General features: G+C 68.9%; 21 protein-coding genes. 11 read left to right on the top strand and 10 right to left on the bottom strand.

Features of this window, described 5'->3' with window-relative positions; translation table 11 throughout:
• The 5 genes from G015_RS0113125 (at window position 1) to G015_RS0113105 (ending at window position 3,504) form a co-directional block, all read left to right on the top strand.
• A complete protein-coding gene (locus G015_RS0113125) occupies window positions 1-1,305 on the top strand; it encodes a glutamate-5-semialdehyde dehydrogenase (protein WP_020146868.1) in 1,305 nt (434 codons plus the stop codon).
• Between the two features lie 69 nt (window positions 1,306-1,374).
• Window positions 1,375-2,025 (top strand): nicotinate-nucleotide adenylyltransferase, encoded by a 651-nt coding sequence (gene nadD, locus G015_RS0113120; protein ID WP_020146867.1) that lies wholly within the window; start codon window positions 1,375-1,377, stop codon window positions 2,023-2,025.
• A 7-nt stretch (window positions 2,026-2,032) separates the two neighbouring features.
• The gene (gene rsfS, locus G015_RS0113115; RefSeq protein WP_020146866.1) at window positions 2,033-2,425 is read left to right on the top strand and encodes a ribosome silencing factor; all 393 of its coding nucleotides are present in this window, start codon (window positions 2,033-2,035) and stop codon (window positions 2,423-2,425) included.
• Window positions 2,426-2,440: 15 nt separating this feature from the next.
• On the top strand, window positions 2,441-2,911 hold the full coding sequence (gene rlmH / locus G015_RS0113110; RefSeq protein WP_018174539.1) for a 23S rRNA (pseudouridine(1915)-N(3))-methyltransferase RlmH: 471 nt from the start codon (window positions 2,441-2,443) through the stop codon (window positions 2,909-2,911).
• Window positions 2,911-3,504, top strand: coding sequence for a nucleoside triphosphate pyrophosphatase (locus tag G015_RS0113105; RefSeq protein WP_018994719.1), 594 nt, complete (start codon window positions 2,911-2,913; stop codon window positions 3,502-3,504). Before rlmH ends, G015_RS0113105 begins: the two co-directional genes overlap by 1 nt.
• Before the next feature lie 10 nt (window positions 3,505-3,514).
• On the opposite strand, the gene G015_RS0113100 is transcribed toward G015_RS0113105, so the two are convergent.
• The 5 genes from G015_RS0113100 to glgA form a co-directional block, all read right to left on the bottom strand.
• The gene (locus G015_RS0113100) at window positions 3,515-4,939 is read right to left on the bottom strand and encodes a sigma-54 dependent transcriptional regulator (RefSeq protein ID WP_018994267.1); all 1,425 of its coding nucleotides are present in this window, start codon (window positions 4,937-4,939) and stop codon (window positions 3,515-3,517) included.
• Window positions 4,936-6,585, bottom strand: coding sequence for a PAS domain-containing sensor histidine kinase (locus tag G015_RS0113095; RefSeq protein WP_018174542.1), 1,650 nt, complete (start codon window positions 6,583-6,585; stop codon window positions 4,936-4,938). The genes G015_RS0113100 and G015_RS0113095 overlap by 4 nt, the downstream gene beginning before the upstream one ends.
• Window positions 6,586-6,606: 21 nt before the next feature.
• Window positions 6,607-6,888 (bottom strand): PP0621 family protein, encoded by a 282-nt coding sequence (locus G015_RS0113090; protein ID WP_020146865.1) that lies wholly within the window; start codon window positions 6,886-6,888, stop codon window positions 6,607-6,609.
• Between the two features lie 67 nt (window positions 6,889-6,955).
• Window positions 6,956-9,796 carry a phosphoenolpyruvate carboxylase gene (ppc, locus tag G015_RS0113085; protein ID WP_018174543.1) on the bottom strand — a complete coding sequence of 947 codons (2,841 nt, stop codon included), beginning with the start codon at window positions 9,794-9,796 and terminating at the stop codon, window positions 6,956-6,958.
• 87 nt (window positions 9,797-9,883) lie between these two features.
• Complete coding sequence (glgA, locus tag G015_RS0113080; protein WP_012983483.1) at window positions 9,884-11,359, bottom strand: glycogen synthase GlgA; 1,476 nt, start codon at window positions 11,357-11,359, stop codon at window positions 9,884-9,886.
• Window positions 11,360-11,512: 153 nt separating this feature from the next.
• Between glgA and pgi the strand changes: the two genes are divergently transcribed.
• Window positions 11,513-13,171 carry a glucose-6-phosphate isomerase gene (gene pgi / locus G015_RS0113075; protein ID WP_012983482.1) on the top strand — a complete coding sequence of 553 codons (1,659 nt, stop codon included), beginning with the start codon at window positions 11,513-11,515 and terminating at the stop codon, window positions 13,169-13,171.
• 21 nt (window positions 13,172-13,192) lie between these two features.
• Here pgi and G015_RS0113070 read toward each other — a convergent pair whose 3' ends face one another.
• Entirely contained in the window at window positions 13,193-14,059 is an 867-nt protein-coding gene (locus G015_RS0113070; RefSeq protein WP_020146864.1) for a bifunctional nuclease domain-containing protein, read from the bottom strand.
• A gap of 90 nt (window positions 14,060-14,149) precedes the next feature.
• On the opposite strand from G015_RS0113070, the gene G015_RS0113065 reads away from it, so the two are divergent.
• The gene (locus tag G015_RS0113065; RefSeq protein ID WP_020146863.1) at window positions 14,150-14,749 is read left to right on the top strand and encodes a DUF938 domain-containing protein; all 600 of its coding nucleotides are present in this window, start codon (window positions 14,150-14,152) and stop codon (window positions 14,747-14,749) included.
• 30 nt (window positions 14,750-14,779) lie between these two features.
• Here the strand turns inward: G015_RS0113065 and G015_RS0113060 are convergent, their stop codons facing one another.
• Both G015_RS0113060 and G015_RS0113055 read right to left on the bottom strand, forming a co-directional pair.
• Complete coding sequence (locus G015_RS0113060; protein WP_018864759.1) at window positions 14,780-15,199, bottom strand: DNA polymerase III subunit chi; 420 nt, start codon at window positions 15,197-15,199, stop codon at window positions 14,780-14,782.
• 16 nt (window positions 15,200-15,215) lie between these two features.
• Window positions 15,216-16,694: a leucyl aminopeptidase gene (locus tag G015_RS0113055; protein WP_020146862.1), complete on the bottom strand. Its 1,479-nt coding sequence runs from the start codon at window positions 16,692-16,694 to the stop codon at window positions 15,216-15,218.
• Between the two features lie 89 nt (window positions 16,695-16,783).
• Between G015_RS0113055 and lptF the strand changes: the two genes are divergently transcribed.
• The 3 genes from lptF to G015_RS0113040 are packed head-to-tail and all read left to right on the top strand — an operon-like array spanning window position 16,784 to window position 19,622.
• Window positions 16,784-17,899, top strand: a complete 1,116-nt coding sequence (gene lptF, locus G015_RS0113050; RefSeq protein ID WP_018174550.1) for an LPS export ABC transporter permease LptF — start codon at window positions 16,784-16,786, stop codon at window positions 17,897-17,899.
• A complete protein-coding gene (gene lptG, locus G015_RS0113045; protein ID WP_018994726.1) occupies window positions 17,896-18,969 on the top strand; it encodes an LPS export ABC transporter permease LptG in 1,074 nt (357 codons plus the stop codon). The genes lptF and lptG overlap by 4 nt, the downstream gene beginning before the upstream one ends.
• Complete coding sequence (locus G015_RS0113040) at window positions 18,966-19,622, top strand: GDSL-type esterase/lipase family protein (RefSeq protein WP_020146861.1); 657 nt, start codon at window positions 18,966-18,968, stop codon at window positions 19,620-19,622. The genes lptG and G015_RS0113040 overlap by 4 nt, the downstream gene beginning before the upstream one ends.
• 43 nt (window positions 19,623-19,665) lie before the next feature.
• Here the strand turns inward: G015_RS0113040 and G015_RS0113035 are convergent, their stop codons facing one another.
• On the bottom strand, window positions 19,666-20,202 hold the full coding sequence (locus G015_RS0113035) for an RDD family protein (RefSeq protein WP_018138159.1): 537 nt from the start codon (window positions 20,200-20,202) through the stop codon (window positions 19,666-19,668).
• Window positions 20,203-20,264: 62 nt separating this feature from the next.
• Between G015_RS0113035 and G015_RS0113030 the strand changes: the two genes are divergently transcribed.
• Window positions 20,265-20,630: a PilZ domain-containing protein gene (locus G015_RS0113030; protein ID WP_018138158.1), complete on the top strand. Its 366-nt coding sequence runs from the start codon at window positions 20,265-20,267 to the stop codon at window positions 20,628-20,630.
• Window positions 20,631-20,681: 51 nt separating this feature from the next.
• On the opposite strand, the gene glp is transcribed toward G015_RS0113030, so the two are convergent.
• The gene (gene glp / locus G015_RS0113025; RefSeq protein WP_018138157.1) at window positions 20,682-21,926 is read right to left on the bottom strand and encodes a gephyrin-like molybdotransferase Glp; all 1,245 of its coding nucleotides are present in this window, start codon (window positions 21,924-21,926) and stop codon (window positions 20,682-20,684) included.
• Window positions 21,927-21,929: the final 3 nt, after the last annotated feature.

The following is a 21,929-nucleotide window of genomic DNA, read 5'->3' as shown; positions in this document are numbered from 1 at the left end:
ATGAACGCTGCCGTACACCCGACCGAACCCGCTGCCGCCGACGTGATCGCCCAGGTCGAAGCCCTGGGGCGTGCTGCCCGCGTGGCCTCGCGGCGCATGGCCGAGGCCGAGCCGGGCGCGAAGAACGCGGCGCTGCACGCGATCGCCGAGGGTATCGCCGCGCGGCGTGCCGAGCTGGTGGAGGCCAACAGCCGCGATCTGGAGGCCGGGCGCGCGCGCGGCCTGGACGCCGCGATGCTGGACCGCCTGGCGCTGACCGACGCGCGCATCGACACCATGATCGAGGGCTGTCGCCAGGTGGCCGGGCTGCCCGATCCGGTGGGCACCATCACCGACATGGCCTATCAGCCGAGCGGCATCCAGGTGGGCCAGATGCGCGTGCCACTGGGCGTGATCGGCATCATCTACGAATCGCGCCCGAACGTGACCATCGACGCCGCCGCCCTGTGCCTGAAGTCCGGCAACGCCGCGATCCTGCGCGGCGGCTCCGAGGCCCTGCACTCGAATCAGGCCCTGGCCGCGATCATCCAGGCCGGGCTGGAGCAGGCCGGGCTGCCGCGCGAGGCGGTGCAGGTGGTGCCGACCACCGACCGCGCGGCGGTGGGCGCGCTACTGCGCATGCCGCAGTACGTGGACGTGATCGTCCCGCGCGGTGGCAAGGGCCTGATCGAGCGTGTCAGCAACGAGTCGCAGATCCCGGTGATCAAGCACCTGGACGGTGTCTGCCACGTGTACGTGGATGGCGGGGCCGATCTCGACAAGGCGCTGGCCGTGGCGGTGAACGCCAAGACCCAGCGCTACGGCACCTGCAACACCATGGAGACGCTGCTGGTGCACGCGGATCAGGCCGAGGCCTTCCTGCCGCGCCTGGCGACGGCCCTGGGCGAGCACCAGGTGAGCCTGCGTGGCTGTGCACGTACCCGGGCCATCCTCGCGAACACCGGGACGGACATCGCCGAGGCCACCGAGGACGACTGGGTGGCCGAATACCTGGGCCCGATCCTCGCGATCCGCGTGGTCGACGACCTGGACGCAGCGATCGACCACATCAATACGTACGGTTCGCACCACACCGACAGCATCGTGACCGAGGACTACACCCGGGCCCGGCGTTTCCTGCGCGCGGTGGACTCCAGCTCGGTGATGGTGAATGCCTCCACCCGCTTCGCCGATGGCTTCGAGTACGGCCTGGGCGCGGAGATCGGCATCTCCACCGACAAGCTGCACGCACGCGGTCCGGTGGGCCTGCACGGCCTGACCACCCTCAAGTACGTGGTATTCGGCGACGGCCATGTGCGCAGCTAGGGGCCTGCCGGGTTTGGGAATGATCTGCTGCGCGCGATTGAACCGGCGTCTCCCCGGGGCGATTCCCGCGTGATCGGGGTTCTCGGCGGCACCTTCGACCCGATCCACTTCGGCCACCTGCGGCCGGCCCTGGAGATCCAGCAGCACCTGGGGCTGGAGCAGGTGCACTTCATTCCCTGCCATGTCCCGCCGCATCGTGCGAGCCCGGGCACCGGCAGCGACGATCGGCTGGCGATGGTGGAGAGTGCCATCGCGGGCGTGCCGGGCTTCGTGGCCGACCGTCGCGAGCTGGACCGCGAAGGGCCCTCCTACACGGTCGATACCCTGCTCAGCTTCCGCGAGGAGCTGGGGCCGGATGCCCCGCTGGTGCTGATCATGGGCATGGACGCCTTCGCCGGCCTGCCATCGTGGAACCGCTGGGAACAGCTGTTCGATCTGGCCCATATCGTGGTATCGCACCGCCCGGGCAGCCCCGCTTCGCAGGAGCTGGGCGGGTGGCTGGGCAACGCGGCCACCCATGATCCGGCCGCGTTGCGCTCCAGCCCGGCGGGCCGGGTGTATTTCCAGCCGGTGACGCAGCTCGATATCTCCGCCACGGCCATCCGCGACGAACTGCTTGCCGGGCGCAGCCCGCGCTTTCTGCTCCCCGGGGCCGTCAACCGCTACATTCAGGACCACGGCCTGTACCGGGCCGGGGCCCAACGACATCACGGAACTTGATCGACACATGAACAGCGAACAACTGCTTGAACTCGTCACCACGGCGCTTGAAGACATCAAGGCGCAGAACATCCGCACTATCGATGTGCGCGGCAAGACCACACTGGCCGACTTCATGGTGATCGCCTCTGGGACCTCCGGGCGGCATGTGCAGTCGGCGGCCGAGTCGGTGGCGATGACGGCCAAGGAGGCCGGTATTCAGCCGCTGGGGGTCGAGGGCCAGGAGAGCCAGGAGTGGGTGCTGGTGGACCTGAACGACGTGATCGTCCACGTGATGCTCCCGGAGACCCGCGACTTCTACAATCTGGAAAAGCTCTGGCTGGCCGAGGAGGCCGCGGATACCGAAAAGGCCGCCCCGGAAGACCCCAGCCTGGAGCGCGTCCGCCGCCTGCGCGGCTGACCGCCGCGCGCCGCCATGCGCCTGGACCTGATCGCGATCGGCAAGCGCATGCCCGACTGGGTGGCGGCCGGGTTCGACGAATACGCCGGTCGCCTGCCGCGTGAGCTGAACCTGAACCTGCAGGCCCTGGCCGGCCCCTCCGGGGCCAAGTCCATGGATACGGCCACGCTGCTGCGGCGCGAGGGCGAGATCCTGCTGAAGGCCATCCCCGAGGGCGCCCGCGTGATCCTGCTGGACGAGCGCGGCAAGGGCGTGGACACCAAGGGCGTCGCGCGGCGCCTGGCCGACTGGCAGCAGGACGGACGCGATGTCGCGCTGGTGATCGGCGGGGCCGCGGGGCTGGATGAGGCCGTGCGCGCCCGTGCGGAATGGGCCTGGTCGCTGTCGCCGCTGACCTTCCCGCACATGCTGGTGCGGGTGCTGGTCGCCGAGCAGCTCTACCGCGCCTGGTCGCTGCTGAACAACCACCCCTACCACCGCGCGTGATGCCCGTGGCGCATCCGCTGCTGCTGGCTTCCGCCTCCCCGCGCCGGCGCGAACTGCTGGAGCAGGTCCAGCTCGTCTTCGAGGTGGCCCCGATGGACGTGGACGAGACCCCGCTACCGGGCGAGTCCCCGGAGGCGCTGGTCGAGCGCCTCGCCATCGCCAAGGCGGAGGCGGCCCTCGAGCGCGGCATCCCGGGGCAGTGGGTGCTGGCTGCGGATACCGTGGTCGCGCTGGGCGACGAGGCCCTGGGAAAGCCCGTGGATTTCGCCGATGCCGAGTCCATGCTGCAACGCCTCTCCGGCGGTGAGCACCGGGTGGTCTCCGGCATGGCCCTTTGCCGGCCCGGTGAATCCATGCGGGCATGCACCGTGACGACCCGCGTGCGCATGCGGCCGCTGACGCCATCCGACATCGAGCGTTACTGGGCGACGGGCGAGCCGCTCGGCAAGGCCGGGGCCTACGCGATCCAGGGGCGCGGTGCCGCCTTTGTCGAGTGGATTGCCGGGTCCTACACCAACGTGGTGGGGCTTCCTCTGTTCGAACTGGAGCAGTGGCTGGCGGCGATCCCAGACCCGCCGCCGCGCCGCGCCTGATCTGTCCCTTTTACTCGATCCCGAGCTTCTTGAGCCGGTAGCGCAGCTGGCGAAAGCTGAGCCCGAGCAGGCGCGCCGCCGCCGTGCGGTTGCCGCCGGTCTGCTGCAGCGCCGTGGCGATGGCCTGGCGTTCCTGCTCGGCCAGGCGCTGGTCCAGGGCGACGTCGTCCGCCGTTGCCGTCGGTATCTCGCGCCGGGGCGGGGGGGGTACAAAGCCTGGGGCCTCGGCCGATGGCAAGGGTTCGCCATGTGCGGAACGGGGTAGGTCAATGCTGTCGGCGTGAATCGTGGGGCCCTCGCTGAGGGTGGCCGCGCGTTCGAGGATGTTCTCCAGTTCGCGCACGTTCCCCGGGAAGGGATGCCGGGCCAGGGCCTCGAGCGCGTCCGGCGCCAGTTCCAGTGGCTCGGTACCCCACTGCTCGCTGATCCGGGCCAGCACGCACTGGGCGAGCAGAGGGATGTCCTCGCGTCGTTCCCGCAGGGCGGGGACCTTCAGTTCGATCACGTTCAGGCGGTAGTAGAGATCCTGACGGAAGCGCCCCTCGGCCACCGCGCGCTCCAGGTCGTGGTGCGTGGCCGACAGCAGGCGCACGTCCACCGGGATCTCGCGCGTGCCCCCCACGGGCTTGATCGCGCGCTCCTGGATTGCACGCAGCAGCTTGACCTGCATGGGCAGTGGCAGGTCGGCGACCTCGTCGAGAAACAGCGTCCCGCCGCTGGCGGCCTGGAACAGCCCGGTGTGATCCTGCGTGGCCCCGGTGAAGGCCCCCTTGCGGTGGCCGAAGAACTCGCTCTCCATCAACTCGCCGGGGATCGCCCCGCAATTGACCGGCACGAACGGGCGATCGCTGCGCGGCCCCAGGCGATGGATCTCGCGTGCCACCAGCTCCTTGCCGGAGCCGGACTCGCCACGGATGAACACCGGCGCCTGGCTGCGCGCCAGTTTCTGGATCGTCGCGCGCAGGGTCTGCATCGGTGGTGCCTGTCCGAGCAAGGGGCTGTCGGTGCGGGTGGTATCGGCGTCCAGGACCGTGCCGGCATTCAGTGTCCCGGGCAGGTCTGGAGCGGGTTCCATTCGCAGTGCGGTGTCGATCAGCTCGCGCAGCTGCTGCAGGTCCACCGGCTTGCTGACAAAGTCGAATGCGCCCAGCTTCAGGGCCTGGACGGCGGTGTCCACGCTCCCGTGGGCGGTGATCACGGCCACAGGCAGGTCCGGGCGCTGGCCCTGGATGTGGCGCACCAGATCCAGCCCGTCGCCATCCGGCAGGCGCATGTCGGTCAGGCAGAGGTCGAAATCCTGCTGGGCGAGCAGTTCGCGCGCCCCGTTCAGGCGTTCGGTTGTGGTGGCCTCGATCCCCATGCGGGAGAGGGTGATCTCGAGGAGTTCGCAGATGTCCGGTTCGTCGTCCACGACCAGGACGTGGCGAATGCTCATGCGCGTTCCCTCGCGGTCTCCGTTGACGATGCTTCCGTGCTGCTTTTGCCCGCGACTGTTTCGGTCGGGGCGAACAGGATGCGGAAGCATCCGCCGGTGGGTGTGCTGACGTACTCCAGGGTTGCTCCGTTGTTCTCGCACAACATGCGCGAGATGTACAGGCCCAGCCCGGAGCCCCCGCCGCTGCTCGAGACGAACGGTTCGAACAGGTCGGAGCGCTGGTCCGGCGCAATGCCGGGTCCTGCGTCGAGGACATCGAGACTGACAACGCGTGCCACCTGGCCGGCGCCGCCACGCAGCACAATCGGCGGTGAGCCCGGCTGGTCGTGGCCCCCGTGTATGCGGGCGTTGGTGCAAAGGTTCCAGAGGACCTGATTCAGCTGCGAGGGGTCGAACAGCACTTCGGAGTCATACGGTTCGATCCTGGCGTGCAGCGCGACGCGCGGGATCTGCAGGGCGCCACAGAACTCGTCGACGAAACGGTCGAGAAATTCCTGCAGGTTCAGTCGCTCGCGTTGTCCGGTATCGCGTCGCGACAGGCTCAGCACGTTGGAGATCAGCTCGTTCACGCGCTTGCTCTGCTTGTTGATGATGGTCAGCAGGCGCTGGTCGGGTCGGGTCAGCTGTGGAGACTCGGCGAGCAGCTGGGCACTGTGGCTGATCGCGCCCAGCGGGTTGCGGATCTCGTGGGCGATACTCGCGGTCAGGCGGCCGAGCGCCTGCAGCTTGCTGGCCTGTGCCTGGCGCTGGATCTCCGCGAGATCCTCGAGGATCAGCAGCGTCCCGCGATCGCCCAGAGGGGTCAGGCGGACCTGCAGGGCGGGCTGGTCACGATCCCCCGGCAGCTGCTGCGTGTCCGTGCGCATCCCTGTGCTTTGCCATTGTTCGACCCGCTGCGCCAGCGCCGGCGAGATCTCGGCCAGCTGGCGGCCGGGGCGGGGCGGGAGCAGCCGGCGCGCGGCCTCGTTGATCGAACGGATCTCGCCATCCGGGTCGACCGCGATGACGCCGGCGCTCATGCGCGCGATGATCTGGGCGTTGAGCTCGGCGAGGTTGGCCAGGTCTTCTTCCTGACGCTCGACCTGGGCGCGGGTCGCCCCTGCGCGGCGCGCGACATGCCGGGCGAGTAGCCCGGCGGCGAAGAGCGTGGCGCCGAGCAGTCCGGCCTGGGTCAGGCCCGAGCCGTCCTGGTCCAGCAGGAAGATCGCCGCCGCCTCGGCCGTGAGCAGACCCAGGGTAGCGACGGCGGCCAGCGACAGGCTCAGCCGTCCGCCGGAGAGCAGGGTGGCGGCCACCACCGCGGGGATCAGCAACAGGCCGATGCCGGTGCCCACGCCGCCTGCGACCAGGACCAGCGCGACCAGGCTGATGGTGTCGCCAATCCCGCCCAGTAGCGCGAGAGCGGCCAGACTGGTCGTGTTGGGGTCGCGGGCCGGGCGCCAGGTCATCGCCGCGACGAACAGCGCAAAAACCAGATAGCCGCCGGCGAGCGCCGGATACATCTCCGGTGCCGCGGCGTGCAGCCCCGCGGGACCCTCCGGTACCAGCCCCAGGATCAGCAGGACGCTGGCAACAAAGACGCGGTATAGCGCGAACAGCCAGGCCGAGCGGCGCGTGTCGGCATCAAGCGCGATGGGCCCCCCCATGGATGCCGACCTCCCGCTGGATCAGTCGGCGCCCGAGTCGGAACCGGGCCCGGCGTTCTGCCGGTTGCGGTCGATCTCGGCGTGTTGCGGGGAGCAGTAGAGGCGATCGCCATCGCGGTAGGCCTCGGCCTCCGGGACGTGTACACCACAATAGGCGCAACGGATCACCGCGCCGCCTTCCTTCAGGCGGTCGGGGCGGGCGTCACGCGAGACGGACTCCTTGCGCGCACTGGTGGAGCGCACCAGGGTGCGGACCGCCAGAAAGACAGCGACGATGGCAACGATGAGCAGCAGCAGGCGCATGCCGCGATTCTAACGCAAGGAGGTGCCCACCGCCCCCCGGGTCCAGCACGGGGGCGGATGACTGTGCTCAGCCGGTGTTGCGCATCCCTGCGGCGATCGCGTTGATCGAGCGCAGCAGTGGCGACAGCCAGGGGTTGTCCGCGTCATCGTCGGCTTCGGCGTCGAACTGGCGCGACTCGCGCAGCAGGTGGATCTGGATGCTGTTGAGCGGGTCCAGATACGGGTTGCGCCGCTGCAGCGAGCGCGCCAACAGCGGTGTCTCGTCCATCAGTCGGTCCAGCCGGGCCACGCGCAGGACCTCGTTGACCGTGCGTGTGTGCTCCTCGCGCACGCGCGAGTACAGCCGTTCGGCCAGCTCCGGGTCGCTGCAAAGACGTGCGTACTCGGCCGCGGTGCGCATGTCCGCCTTGGTCAGGGCCATCTGGCAGTTCGACAGCAGAGAACGGAAGAATGGCCACTCCTGGTACATCCGCTGCAGCTGTTCCAGGCGTGCCGGGTCCTCGCCCCGCCACTGTTCCAGGGCCGATCCGATCCCGTACCAGGCGGGCAGGGTATGGCGCGACTGTGCCCAGCCGAACACCCAGGGGATCGCCCGGATCGAGCTCTTGGAACGATCCGTCTTGCGCCGGTGGGAGGGGCGCGAACCGATATTCAGGAAACCGATCTCCTGCACCGGGGTAATCTCGTAGAAGTAGTCGAGAATCCCCGGCGTGCGGTCGATCAGGTCGCGGTAGGCATCCTCGCCAGCACGGGCCAGCTCGCCCATCGTGTCGCGGTATTCGTCACGGTCCTGGCGTGCCGTGCGGATCAGGCTGCGCGAGGCGAGCATCAGACCGGTCGCCCCCATGCCCAGTTCGTAGACCGCCGTCTCTGCGTTGGAATACTTGTACGACAGCACCTCGCCCTGCTCGGTGAACTTGATCCGCCCCTGCACGGTGGCTGGGGGCTGGGCGAGGATGGATTCATGGGTCGGGCCGCCGCCGCGGCCCACGGTACCACCGCGCCCGTGGAACAGCTGGCAGCGCACGCCAAAGCGGTCGGTGATCCCGACGATCTTCTTCTGCGCCTCGTAGAGGTTCCAGCTGGAGGCGAGGATGCCGCCATCCTTGCAGGAGTCGGAGTAGCCGAGCATTACGTCCTGGACGTTGCCGGAGGCGGACAACAGGCGGGCATAGACCGGGTTGGACAGCAGGCCTTCCAGCACGTCCTCGACATGCAGCAAGTCCTCGATGGTCTCGAACAACGGCGAGATGCGCAGGTGGCAGAACGGCTCGCCGTTCTCGTCCTCGCCGGCCAGCCCCGTCAGGCGGCCCAGCAGCAGGACCTCCAGCACGTGCGAGGCGGCGTGGGTCATCGAGATCACGTAGGTGCCGATGCCATCCGGACCGATCTCGCGGCGCATCGACTGGATGACCTCGAATACGCGCAGGGTCTCCAGTGCGCCCTCGTCGAGGGCCTCGCGATTCAGATCGGCCAGCGATGGTGCCGCGATCAGGTCGCTCAGGACCTTCTGGCGGCCGGACTCGTCCAGCGTGTTGTAGTCGACCTCCGGTGCCAGTTGCTGCAGCAGCTGGGCGATGGCCTCGCTGTGGACCGTGGACTCCTGGCGCACGTCCAGGTGATGCAGGTGGAAGCCGCAGGTCTCGACCAGACGGATCAGGTCGGTCAGCGCACCGGAGGCGATGTTGCGGTCGCCATGGCTGATCAGCGAGTCGCGGATCAGGTTCAGGTCCTGCAGAAAGGCATTGGCGTCGGCGTAGGCGCTGTTGGTCGGCAGCACGGCCGCCTCGCCCTGGATGCGCCGGCAGACCGTCTCCAGCGTCTCGCGCAGGCGGTAGCGCATGATGTACAGCTTGCGCCGGTACGGTTCGCTCTCGAAACGGTCGGAGGCGCCGTGGAACACGGCGTTGGCGATGTTGCTGTCGGCGTCCAGGCTGTCGAGGAATTCCTGCGACGGCTGGCACATATAGGCCGAATGGGTGAGGACATTGCGCAGGTGATTGACCCGCTTGATGTACTCGCGCAGGACCTGCTCCATCGCCAGGCGGCAGGCCAGTTCGGTGACTTCCGGGGTGACGTTCGGGTTACCGTCACGGTCACCGCCAATCCAGGAGCCGAAGTGCAGAAAGGCCGGGATGCGCACGGGCAGGCTGCCGTCTGGGTGTACCCCGTAGATGCGCCGGATCGCCTTCTCCAGGAAGCGGTAGGACAGCGGTATTGCCTCGAACAGGCTCTCCTCGAAATAGAACAACCCGTACTTGATCTCGTCCTGGACCTGCGGCTTTTTCACCCGCACCTCGTTGGTGCGCCACAGCAGCTGGATCTGGGTCTCCAGCTCCTCGATGATCAGGCGGCGTTCTTCCTCGCCCAGCTCGGGCTGGTTGAGCCGGTCGGCTGTCTCGAACACGCGGCGCTGGTTCTCCATCGTGGTCCGGCGACGGGCCTCGGTGGGGTGCGCGGTGAATACCGGCTGGTAGTGCAGTTCCGCGAGCAGGCGTTCCAGTTCGGCGGCGGTCACACCCTCGTTGTGCAATTCGCGCAGCGTCTGGTCGAACGAGCCGGTCCACAGCGGCTCGCCGCTGGAGACCTGCGCGCGCCGCCAGCGGTAGAACAGGTCTTCCTCGGCGATGTTGACCAGGCTGAAGTAGATGCTGAACGCGCGGATCACGCGTTCGGTCAGGGTCGCGTCGAAGTGGGTGATGTCCGCCATCAGACGCTGGCGCAGCTGGGGATCTTCGTCCTTGCGCAGGCTCACGAAACCGCGGCGGAGCTTTTCCACTGCGTCGAATACGGTCTGGCCTTCCAGCTTGCGGATTACGTTACCCAGCAGTTCGCCGAACAGGCGCACGCGGGCGCGCAGTTCCTTGTCCTTGGGCAGGAATCGGTCGTCTAGGTCGGTTTGAGTCATAAGCCCTTCTGCACGCACAAGGCCGGCCCATGGGCCGGCCTTGTGGGGAACGTTGCTAGCGCGAAAAGAGGATGATTATAGCGCAGATCAGCCGGTCGTAGCCTGTCGCCTGCGGGGAACCAGTTGGCGATAAAGCGAGAGGTAGTGCTCGGCACTCGCGGTCCAGTCGAATTCCTGGGTCATGCCGGTGCGCAGGAGCTGTTCCCAGCGCCCGTCGGCGCGCTGCTGGTAGAGCTCGAGGGCGCGTTCCAGGGCCTGCGTCAGGGCGCTGACCGTGTCGGGCGTGAAGCTGAAGCCAGTGGCTGTGCCGTCGGCCAGGTTTTCGGGGCTTGCGTGCACCACGGTGTCCGCCAGCCCGCCCGTGGCATGCACCACCGGCGGGGTGCCGTAGCGCAGGCTGTACATCTGGTTCAGGCCGCAGGGCTCGAAGCGCGAGGGCATCAGGAACAGGTCGGACCCGGCCTCGATCTGGTGCGCCAGCGGCTCGTCGTAGCCGATATGCACCCCGACGCGGCCGGTGTAGGTCCGGGCCAGGGCGCCGGTCGCATGTTCCAGGTCCTTCTGTCCGGAGCCGACCAGGGCGAGCTGCACACGTCCGGCCTCCAGCAACGGGGTGCAGGCCGCATGGATCAGGTCCACGCCCTTTTGCTCGACCATGCGCCCGACATGCCCGAGCAGCGGTACGTCGGGGTCCACGTCCAGTCCCATGCGTTTTTGCAGGGCGGCCTTGCTATGGGCCTTGCCGGCCAGGTCCTCCGCCGAGTAAGGCTGAGCGATGTGGCGATCGCGGGACGGATCCCAGGCGCGGTAGTCGACCCCGTTCAGGATGCCGTAGAGGTCGGCGGCGCGGGCACGCAGCACGCCGTCCAGGCCCATGCCTGATTCCGGCTCCTGGATCTCGCGGGCGTAGGTGGGCGAGACGGTGGTGATGGCGTCGGCGAAGACCAGTCCGGCCTTCATGAACGACAACTGGTCGTGGAACTCCAGGGCGTCCGGGGTCCACAGATCGGACGGCAGCCCAAGATCGTCCATCGCCTGCGCCGGGAACAGGCCCTGATAGGCGAGGTTGTGGATCGTGAAGATCGTGCGCGGGCGCGGGGCGCCACTGCGCTCGGGGTCCAGGAACACGGGCACCAGGCCGGTCTGCCAGTCGTTCAGGTGCACCAGTTCCGGTGCCCAGTCGAGCCCGGCCGCGTCGCGGGCGATGGCGGTGATCGCCCGGGCGAATCCGGCGAAACGCTGGGCGTTGTCCGGCCAGTCCGTGCCATTGCTGGCGCTGTAGGGGTTGCCGGCCCGCTGGAAATACTCCGGCCAGTCGACCAGGTAGACCGGCAGTTTGGTACCGGGCAGATGGCCTTCAATCAGCTGCCAGGGCGCATCCGGGGGGCCGGGCAAGGGTTGCGCGTGGGCCAGCTGGCTGCAGGCCTCCGGATAGCCGGGTACGACCAGCCGTACGTCCTGCCGCCGCCGGCGCAGGGCAACGGGCAGACTGGCGCTGACGTCGGCGAGGCCCCCGGTCTTGGTGAGGCCGTACGCCTCGCTGCTGGCGAAAAGGATGCGCATAACAATTTCCTGGGGAAACACGGGTGGAACCGGGAGCCCCGGTTGCGTTTCCAAGAGTGTAACGCAGGCGCCCGGAGCGATATGGGGCGCCGGGGCATTGAACGGCTGGGCGGCGCGCGGCAATCTGGAGTCACCATCGCAAGGGGCACACGGATGATCTCAGGGAACGAAGGGGCACGGAGTGATGATCTGGCTGCACATGCAGAGCGGCTGAACGAGTGCCCCCTGCGAAACCTGCTGGAAGAGGACTCGGGCCGGGTGCAGCGGGATGTGCAGGAGATCGCGGGGCTGCGCCTGGACTGGACGCGCCAGCGGCTGGACGGTCCGGCGTGGCAGGCCCTGGCGGCGCACGCGAACCGCTGCGGTGTGTCCGGGGCCCTGGAGCGCCTGTTCTCGGGCGAGCGCGTGAACATCACCGAGGGGCGGGCGGCTCTGCATTCAGCGCTGCGCCTGCCGCCCGGGGCGTGCTGCGAGGTCGAAGGCGAGGACCTGGCGCGTGTGGTGCATGCGGAACTCGAGCGCATGGAGGCCTTCGTGCGGCGGGTCCACACGGGTGAGCATATGGGCCATACCGGGCGCCCGATCCGGCGCGTGGTCAATATCGGTATTGGCGGCTCCGACCTGGGCCCGCGCATGGTCTGTCGTGCACTGGCCGCACACGCGCGGCCGACCGCCGAGGGCGATCCGCTAACCGTGCGCTTTGTCTCCAACGTGGATGGCGCCGCACTGTCCGCCGAGCTGCGCGAGGCCGACCCCGAGACGACTCTGTTCATCGTCGCCTCCAAGACCTTCGGCACGCAGGAGACCCTGACCAACGCCCGCGCCGCGCGTGACTGGCTGCTTGGCCACTTTCCCGAGGAGGCGGTCGCGCGCCACTTCGTCGCGGTGTCCACCGCGCGCGAGCGGGTGGTGGCGTTCGGGATCGACCCGGCCAACATGTTCGGCTTCTGGGACTGGGTGGGCGGGCGCTATTCGGTGTGGTCGGTGATCGGTCTGCCGGTGGCGCTGCTGCTGGGCATGGATGGCTTCCGCGCCTTCCTCGGCGGGGCGCACATGATGGACGAGCACGTGCGCGCCACGCCCCTCGCCGACAACGCCGCCGTACGCATGGCCCTGGTCGACTACTGGAACCAGAACCTGCTGGGGGCCTGCGCCCGCGCGGTCCTGCCCTATGACGAGCGCCTGGCCCTGCTGCCCGCCTATCTGCAGCAGGCAGAGATGGAGAGTCTCGGCAAGCGGGTGCGTCTGGATGGCCGCCCGGTGGAGGAGGATACCGGCAGCATCGTCTGGGGGGCGGTCGGCACCGATGGCCAGCACGCGTTCTTTCAGCTGCTCCATCAGGGTACGCGGGTGATCCCGGCGGAATTTATCGGCGTGGCCCGGCCGGAACACGACCTGCCGGCCCAGCACCCGCTGCTGCTGGCGAACCTGGTAGCGCAGGCGCAGGCCCTGGCGCTCGGCAAGGACGAGGGCACGGTGCGCGCGGAGATGGCCGCGGCCGGGACCGCCCCCAAGCAGATCGATGCCCTGGCCCCGCACCGGACTTTCCCGGGCAACCGGCCCAGCACCGTGATCCTGCTCGAGCAACTCGATCCGGCCACGCTCGGGGCGCTGATCGCGCTGTACGAGCACAAGATCTATGTGCTCGCGACGCTCTGGGGTATCAATGCCTTCGACCAGTGGGGCGTGGAGCTTGGCAAGCAGCTGGCGGGTGAGGCCCTCCAGGCCCTGCGCGGCGAGGGCGGGCAGCCGGACGCGGCCACGGCCGCGACGCTGGACTGGCTGCGCCCGCGGCTGCCGACTGCCGACTGACTTCTTTCCTGGCCAGTTCCGCTACACGGCCAGCGCGTCGTCCGACTCTTCGATCTGCGGGACGTCGGTGGGCAGAGTGATGGTCTGTTCCTCGCCGTCCAGCCAGAAGCGGATCTCCGCCTCTTCGCCATCCGGGGTCTCGGAGACCGCATCCAGGAATTCGATCGGGGTCTCGGGAGTTTGCCCGTTTACCTCCAGGATCAGCGCGCCCTGCGCCAGGCCGGCGGCTGCGGCAGCGCCCTGGGCGCGGCTGACCAGCACGCCGGGTTCATCCGGCAGTTCCAGTGCCTCGCGCAGGTCGTCGCGCACCGCGATCACGGTGATGCCGAGCGCGGTCACCACCTCGTCGTCGCCGGGCGGGCTGTATTCGAACGGCACGTCGGCCTCGAGGACGTCGGGCGAGACCGCAATCGTGGCACCGGTGCGCACGGCCAGGGCCAGGCCGTCACTGGGGCGGGTGTCGATGTAGCGCGGTTCTTCCTCGCCCTCCACGCGCAGTTCCAGCCAGCCGAGGTAGGTGCCGTCGACCAGGCCGTCGACGATCACGCGCTCCAGGGTCGCATTCAGTTCGTCCAGCAGGTCGATCATCAGGTCGTGCGTCTGCGGACGCGACAGCTGGACCTCGTGCATCGCCAGCAGGATGGCCTGCGCCTGGTCGGGGCCGATCACGATCGGTACCACCTCGCCGGAGTCGGGGTCGCGCAGCAGGGCGATCGGGGCGCCGGTCTGAGCGTCCATGCCGACGGTGGCCAGCTCCACCGGCAGCACGCGTTCCAGCGCTTCCGGATCGACTTCGCGGGCGAGGGTGTCACTGGCGGCGAGCGTGAGGGTGAACACCAGGGAGACGATCAGGACTCGGGGCCAGGCAAACCAGCGGGGATGCGACATGGGGCGGGCCTGTGTTCGGGATGTCCCTCGATCATGGCAGTCCGCCCCGGGCGCGTCCAGAATGACCCGAAATCCGATGCAGGAGAGATGATGTCCCGACACAAGCCGTACGCCCCGGCCGCGGAGGAGAACCGCGACCCCATCCTGTCCGTGTTGCGCGAGCGTTTTGCCGCCCCGGGGCGTGTGCTGGAGGTCGGGGCGGGAACGGGGCAGCACGCGGCGTATTTCGCCGGCGCCCTGCCACACCTCGACTGGCTCCCAAGCGATGTCGCGGAGAATCTTCCGGGGGTGGAGGCCTGGCGGGCGGACGCGGCGCTGCCGAACCTGCGGGCGCCGGTGGCGCTGGACGTGCTGGCCGACCCCTGGCCCGAGGGGCCGTTCGACTACGTCTACAGCGCGAATACCGTGCACATCATGCACTGGCCGGCGGTCGAGGCCTTTTTTGCCGGCGTGGGGCGGGTGCTGGCACCGGCCGGGGTGTTCGCGCTCTACGGCCCGTTCGCCCACGACGGCGCACATATGGCGGCCTCCAACGCGCGTTTCGATGCGATGCTGCGTCAGCAGGATGCCGGCATGGGCGTGCGTGACCGGGCCGACCTGGACGCGCTGGCCGCGCAGCACGGTCTCGGCCGGGCCGAGGTGGTGGAGATGCCGGTCAACAACCAGGTGCTGATCTGGCACAAGGCTTGAAGAGTCCGTGTTTCCCTGGCGCGGTGCGCGTCAGATGTTGTGGTGCTTCAGCGGGTAGCCGCGTTCCTTGAAGTAGCGGTAGCGGGCGCGGCCCGCCTCGCGCTCCGACTCCTCGCCGCCGACGATATCCGCGACGCGCTCGAAGCGCCCGCAGTACTCCGGCACCTCCGGCGCCAGGTTGATCAGCACGTCGCAGCGATCCGACGGGGCATGGGCTTCGTGCAGGGAGACCGGGACGTCCGCATCGCGCACATCGGTGCTGTGCGGCAGGAACGCGGTGTCCTCGAAGGTCCACAGCCACTCGTCCAGCGTGCGCGTCAGCTCCGGCGAGCCGGTGTGGATGTGCACGCGATGGCCCTGGCCGCTGGCCTTTTTCGCCAGGCGGCAGGTGAAGCGCAGGCGCGCCTCCGGGGCCGGGTCCTGCAGCAGGTAGAAGCTGACGTGGGTCATCCGCGCCCGACCCGGATCAGGCCTGGTCGAGCAGGTAGCGCATCAGCATCGGGACTGGGCGGCCGGTCGCGCCCTTCTCCTTGCCGCTCTTCCAGGCCACGCCGGCGATGTCGACATGCGCCCAGGTGTAGTCCTCGGTATAGCGCGACAGGAAGCAGGCGGCGGTGATGGTGCCGGCCGGGCGCCCGCCGATGTTGGCCATGTCGGCGAAATTGCTCTTCAGCTGTTCCTGGTACTCCGGCCACAGCGGGAGCTGCCAGCCGCGATCACCGGTCTCCTCGCCGGCGGCCAGCAGGCTCTTCGCCAGGCGCTCGTTGTTGCCCAGGATCGCCGCGCCCTGATGGCCCAGGGCGATGATGCAGGCCCCGGTCAGCGTGGCGATGTCGATCACCGCCTTCGGCTTGTAGCGCTCCACCCAGGTCAGGGCATCGGCCAGCACCAGGCGGCCCTCGGCGTCGGTATTCAGGATCTCGACGGTCTGTCCGGACAAAGTGGTGACGATGTCGCCGGGGCGCGTTGCGCGGCCGTCGGGCATGTTCTCGGCACTGGTGACCACGCCGACCACGTTGACCGGCAGCCCCAGCTCGCAGCAGGCCTCGATCACCCCGAACACGCTGGCCGCGCCGCACATGTCGTACTTCATCTCGTCCATCTCGGCGCCGGGCTTCAGCGAGATGCCGCCGGTGTCGAAGGTGATGCCCTTGCCGACCAGCACCACCGGGGCGTCGCCCTTCTTGCCGCCGGAGTACTCCATCGCGATCAGGCGCGGCGGGCGCTCGGAACCCTTGCCCACCGCCAGGATCGCCCCGGCGCCAAGCTTCTCCAGGTCCTTCTCGTCCAGCACCGTGGCCTTCAGCTGCTTGTACTGCTTCGCCATCTCGCGGGCGGTGTCGGCCAGGCTCTCCGGGTAGCAGACATTCGGCGGGGTGTTGCCCAGGTCCTTCGCGCGGTTCACGCCGGTGGCGATCGCCGCGGCCTCGGTGCAGGCCTGCTTCGCGGCCTCGGCGTCCTTGCGCTCCACGCACAGCTGGATCTTGTCCAGCTTCACCGGGGTGGTCTTCTCCTTGCCCTTGAACGGGGTGAAGCGGTAGGCGGCATCCGAGATCGCCGCGACCAGGGTGTGCACCACCCAGGCGATGTCCTTGCCGCGCGGCTGGAAGTCCGCGACCGCGATCGCGGCGCTGGTGGCCGGGCGCTCGACCAGCGCGGCGGCCAGGGCCTGCGCCGCCTTGCGCGCGGCGCGGGCGTCGAAGTCCTTCTTCGCCCCCAGGCCGATCAGGAGTGCGCTACCCTTGGTTCCACCGCCGGGCAGCAGCAGCCGGCTGCCGGCCTCGCCATCCATCTCGCCGGCCTTCAGCAGGGCGGCGATCTCGCCGTCGCGCGCGGCATCCAGGGCGCTGGCGCCCGCGGCCGGCTTGCGCTTGTGGGCGATCCCGGCGGCGCGGATGCCGACGCGGGGTTTGTCGAGGGTCGAGGTGGTGACGGAGAATTGCATCAAATGCCTCCCGAAAATGAGTCCGAGCATGTTACCAGCGCCGAGCGGCGCCCGACCACGCGTCGCGTCCGGCGCGGGGTGACGGGCGCATGATCCTGCGTCGCGCCGAGCGCTTCATCGCCCGCGAGCTGTGGCTGACCCAGGCCGCAGTGAGCGTGGTGTTGCTGCTGGTCATTATCGGCGGCGTACTGGCGCGGGTGCTGCGCGACGTCGCCGAGGGCAGCCTGCCGGTCGATTTCCTCCCCGGCATGGTCGCGTTCGGGGCGTTCAAGGGCATTGTGTTCCTCTGGCCGGTCGCCCTGTTTCTGGCGTTCATGCTGGTGTTCGGGCGCATGCAGCGCGACAGCGAGATGACCGCGCTGCAGGCCAGCGGGATGTCGTTCGCGGCCCTCTACCGCGCGCTGTTCTGGGTGGCGGCCCCGGCCGCGATCCTGCTGCTGGTGCTGATGACCATGGTCGTACCCCGTACCGAGGCGCAGATCGACCAGTTGCGTGACCTGGCCGAGCAGCGCTCCGACCTGGTGGGGATTGCCCCGGGGCGTTTCCTGCGTTCGCGGGTGGGCGATCAGGTCTTCTTCGCCGAGCGCATGAGCGAGGATCGCGAGGCCTTGCTGGAAGTCTTCATCTATCGCGAGGTGGATGGAGAGTCGCAGATCACCGTGGCCGAGCGCGCGGTGCCCGATCCCGAGGCCGAGGGCAGCGGCTTCCTGCTGCTGGAGAACGGCTATCGCTACGTCGGCGAGCCCGGCACTGCGAGCTTCCGCATGCTGGAGTTCGAGCGCCTGCGCACCCAGATTACCGAGCCCGACCCAACCACGCGCCGCGCTAGCCTGGATGCGCTGCCGACCTCCGCGCTGTGGGCGCAGCGCGACGATCCCGAGGCGCGCGCCGAGCTGGAATGGCGTCTGGCAATGCCGCTGTCGATCCTGGTGCTGGCATTGCTTGCGCTGCCGCTGGCGCAGGTGCCGCCCCGCACCGGGCGCTATGCGCGCATCCCGGCCGCGATCGGTGTGTACGTGCTGTACGCAAACTTCCTCATCCTCGGGCAGGGACAGCTGGCCGACGGCCGCACACCACTGGCCCTGGGGCTGTGGTGGACCCATGGTCTGATGCTGGTGTTGTGGGTGGTGCTGGCCTGGCACAAGGGCCTGTTGCGGCTGCGATCGGCCACTCCTCGCTTGCGTGATGCCGGAGGGGCGCCATGACCACGGTGTTGGGGCGCTATGTGATCCGCCAGGTGCTGATCGGCACGACGTTGGCCGTAGTGTTGCTGGTCGCGCTGGACGCGGTGTTCGCGATGATCGACGAGCTGCGCGATACCGGCACCGGCACCTACGGGGTCACCGAGGCGATGCTCTACGTGGCGCTGACCCTGCCGCGGCGGATGTACGAAATGCTGCCCTCGGCGGCCCTGCTGGGCGGGCTCCTGTGGTTGGGCAACCTCGCCGCGAACAGCGAGCTGACGGCGATGCGGGCCGCCGGCATGACCCTGGGCCGGTTCATCGTCTGGGTGCTGCAGGCGGGGCTGGTCGTGGTAATGGTGATGCTGATTATCGGCGAGTTCTTTGCCCCGGCCTCGGAGACGCGTGCCCAGGCGTTGAAGGCCTCGGCCTTCGACGAGGAGATCAGCGTGGGGTCGATGGGGCTTTGGGCACGCGACGGTCAGCGGATGATCCACGCCGAGTCGGTGCTGGCCGGGAATCAGCTGATCGGGGTGCGCATCATCGAGTTCACCGGGGATCGCGAGCCCAGCCGCATCACCCGCGCGGCGCGGGCCCGGTTTGTCGATGGAGATTGGCGGCTGGAGGACGTGGAGCGTTCGCAGCTGTCGCATGACCGCGTGGTCGCCGAACACCGTGAGCAGGAGACAATCGACCGGCTGATCGCCCCCGAGTATTTCGACGTGCTGGTGGTCGAGCCCAGCCAGATGGCCGCGCTCGATCTCTCTCGCTACATCGACTATCTGCAGCAGAATCAGTTGGATGCGGCTCCCTACGAGGTCGCGTTCTGGCAGCGCTTCACCCTGCCGGCCAGTACCTTCGTGATGCTGCTGCTGGCGATCCCGTTCCTGTTCGGCTCGCAGCGCGAGGGCGGCGCCGGCCAGCGCCTGTTTATCGGGATCGCGATCGGGGTCTCGTTCGTGATCGTGATGCGCGCGATTACCCACCTGGGGCTGGTGTACAACCTGCCGCCGCTGCTGGCGGCCAGCCTGCCGGTACTGCTGTTCCTGGCCATCGCGCTGTTCGCACTGCGACGCATGGCGGTGCGGGCATGATCGCTCGCTCGCGGCGGCAGTTTCTGGCGGGCGGGGTAGCGGGGCTGCTGGCCCTGCTCGCCGGGTGTGGTGGTAGCGGACCCGGTGACCTGGAGCCGCTGCCGCGCGCGGCCACGGTGCTGGCGTTCGGGGACAGCGTGACCCACGGGACGGGCGCCTCGCGCGGGGAAGATTTCCCGGCGCGTCTGGCCGAGATCACTGGCTGGCAGGTGGTGAACGACGGCGTGCCCGGCGACCGGGCGGACAGCGCGCGTGGCCGGCTGGGCCCCAGCCTGCGCGAGCACGAGCCCGATCTGGTGATCATCGGTCTCGGCGGCAATGACTTCCTGCGCCAGCGCGCCGCGCCGGCGGTCAAGGAGGACCTGCGGGCCCTGATCCACGAGGTGCGCGAGCATGGCGCCCAGCCCCTGCTGCTTGGCGTGCCCTCGGCCTCGGCCTTCGCGGCCGCCACGGGGCGCCTGCGTGACGACGGCATCTATGGCGAGTTGGCGCGCGAGGAGGGGGTCCCGCTAATCGACGGGGTGCTGTCAGGGGTGCTCTCGAACGGCGACCTGCGCGCGGATCGCATCCACCCCAACGCGGCCGGCTATCAGCAAATGGCGGAGCAAATCGCCGACGGGCTGGAGGAATCAGGCCTGTGGCTTGCCCCCTGATGTAAAGGACCCTGCGGGCTCCGGGGCCGCAGGCGGCGTCGGTTCAGGCCGCCTTGTCTTTTTTCCAGCGTGGTTTGGCGAGGCCCGGGATGCGTACCAGCTCGGTCCCGGACAGCCAGTCGTGCAGCATCCAGCGCCGTGGATGGAACTGCGACAGCCCCAGCGCGAAGATCGCTGCGGCGGTAACCGCCACGGTCGCCACGGCGCCGTGTTCGCGCACCGCCCAGATCGCCATCAGCACCACCAGCCACTGGGCGGCCGCCACCAGATAGCGCAGCGTGGCCTGCCAGGCGTTGACCGGCTGGCCATGCTCGGTGCGCAGCTGGATGTTCCAAGTCTGCAGGCCCAGGGTCTGCCCGGTGCGCGTCCAGAACCAGAAAAAGAATGCCCAGCCCACGAACAGGTTGGCGATGAAATGCGCGCGGGTGGAGTACCAGCCGGTCAGGTTGCCCAGTGCCACCACGATCATGCCCAGCACCATCCAGATCGCGATCAACAGCAGGGCGTCGTAGATGATCGCGCCGAAGCGGCGCAGCAGGCCGGCGGGCAGGCCTTCGATATTCTTGGGGTCTTGGCTCATGGGCAGGGTCGGGATCGGTATGCAGGTTGGTGGAACGGGCAAGGAGCGCGTAGTCTTCCTGTATGGAGCGACGGTTTCAACGTATCCCCCTGGAGTTTCCGGCCAACCTGATCCATGCGAACGGGGAATGTCCCGTGCGCGTCGAGGACATATCGCTGCGCGGTGTCCTGGTCGAGGGGGCGCAGATCCCAGTTTTTGAGCCAGATGCCGTGGTCACGCTGGACATCCCTTTGTCCGACGAGGCGCGGATCGCGTTCGAGGGTCGCGTACGCTGGCAGGAGGGCCTGTGGCTGGGACTCGAGATCGAGGCGATGCCGCTGGAATCGGCGACGCACCTGCGCCGCCTGGTCGAGCTCAATCTGGGTGACGAGGCCCTGCTGGAGCGGGAATTTGCCGCCATGGCCGAGTCCGCCCCGACTCGCGAATAAGTCAGCCTTCAAAGCAAAGGCCCCAGCCTGCAATCCCGAAGGCTGCGGCGATCAGAAGACTTCCCGGAACGAGAGCACCTCCACCCATTCGCCCACGCGCGCCCCGTCGGACTCGCGCGGCAGCACGATGTAGGCATTGGCCTCGCTCATCGCGCGCAGCTGGTGCGAGCTCTGGCCGCCGGCCGAACGTACGACCCATCCACGCTCATCGGTGGCGAGCACCGCCCGCTGGAAGTCCTTGCGCCCGGGGGTCTTGCGCAGGTCCTCCACCAGGCGTGCGCTGATGGTGTGCGGCGGCGTGGTGTCGCGTCCGGCCAGGGCCTGCAGGGCAGGGCGTACCAGCAGCGCGAAGGTCGTCATGACCGCGACCGGGTTGCCGGGCAGGCCCAGGAAGTGGGCGTTGCCGAAACGCCCGAAGGCCAGAGGGCGGCCGGGCTTGATCGCGATCTTCCAGAAGCCGACCTGGCCCGAGGCCTGCAGGACACGAGTCACGTGGTCGGCATCGCCGACCGAGACGCCGCCGGTGGTGATGACCAGGTCCGCTTCCTGCCCGGCGCGCTCCAGCGCCTCGCGAACGGCCGCCTCTGTATCGCGGATCACGCCGTAGTCCAGCGCCTCGACCGGGTAGGAGGCCAGCAGCGCGCGCAGCGTGTGGCGGTTGGAGTCATGGATCTGGCCCGGTCCCAGCGGCTGTCCCAGCGGCACCAGTTCGTCGCCGGTGGAGAAGAATGCGACCCGCGGCTTGCGCAGTACTTGCAGCTCGCCGATCCCCTGGCTGGCCAGCACGCCGATCTCGGCCGCCCCGATGACATGCCCCCTGGCGAATAGCGCGGTCCCGCTGGCAGTGTCGCTGCCCGGGCCGCGAATGTTGTGCCCGGGCGCCAGGCCGCCGTTGTGCAGGCGAATCCCGGTTTCGCCGACGCGCTCGACCTGTTCCTGCATGATCACGACGTCGGCCCCGTCCGGGACCACGGCGCCGGTCAGGATGCGCACGCACTGGCCCGGTGTCACCGTGCCGTCCCAGGGGTGCCCGGCGGCCGAAGTCCCGGCCAGCATCAGCTCGCGGCCCTCGACGGCGTCGTCGGCGCGCAGGGCATAGCCATCCATCGCCGAGACGGCGGCCGGCGGGACGTCGATACGGGCGGCGACCGGCTCGGCCAGGGTGCGGCCCAGCGCCGATTCCAGTGCCAACGTCTCGGATTCGGTCAGTGCATCGCAGGCCTGCAGGATGGCCGCGCGCGCCTGTTCCAGGGTCAGTGCGTTGGGGTCGAATTCGTCGCAGCTGGGCACGGACATAGC

The organism is Thioalkalivibrio sp. ALJ15, assembly GCF_000383695.1.
Taxonomy (GTDB): Bacteria; Pseudomonadota; Gammaproteobacteria; order Ectothiorhodospirales; family Ectothiorhodospiraceae; genus Thioalkalivibrio.
Note: the sequence above shows the minus strand (reverse complement) of the source record. Positions and strands in the feature narration are given on the sequence as shown.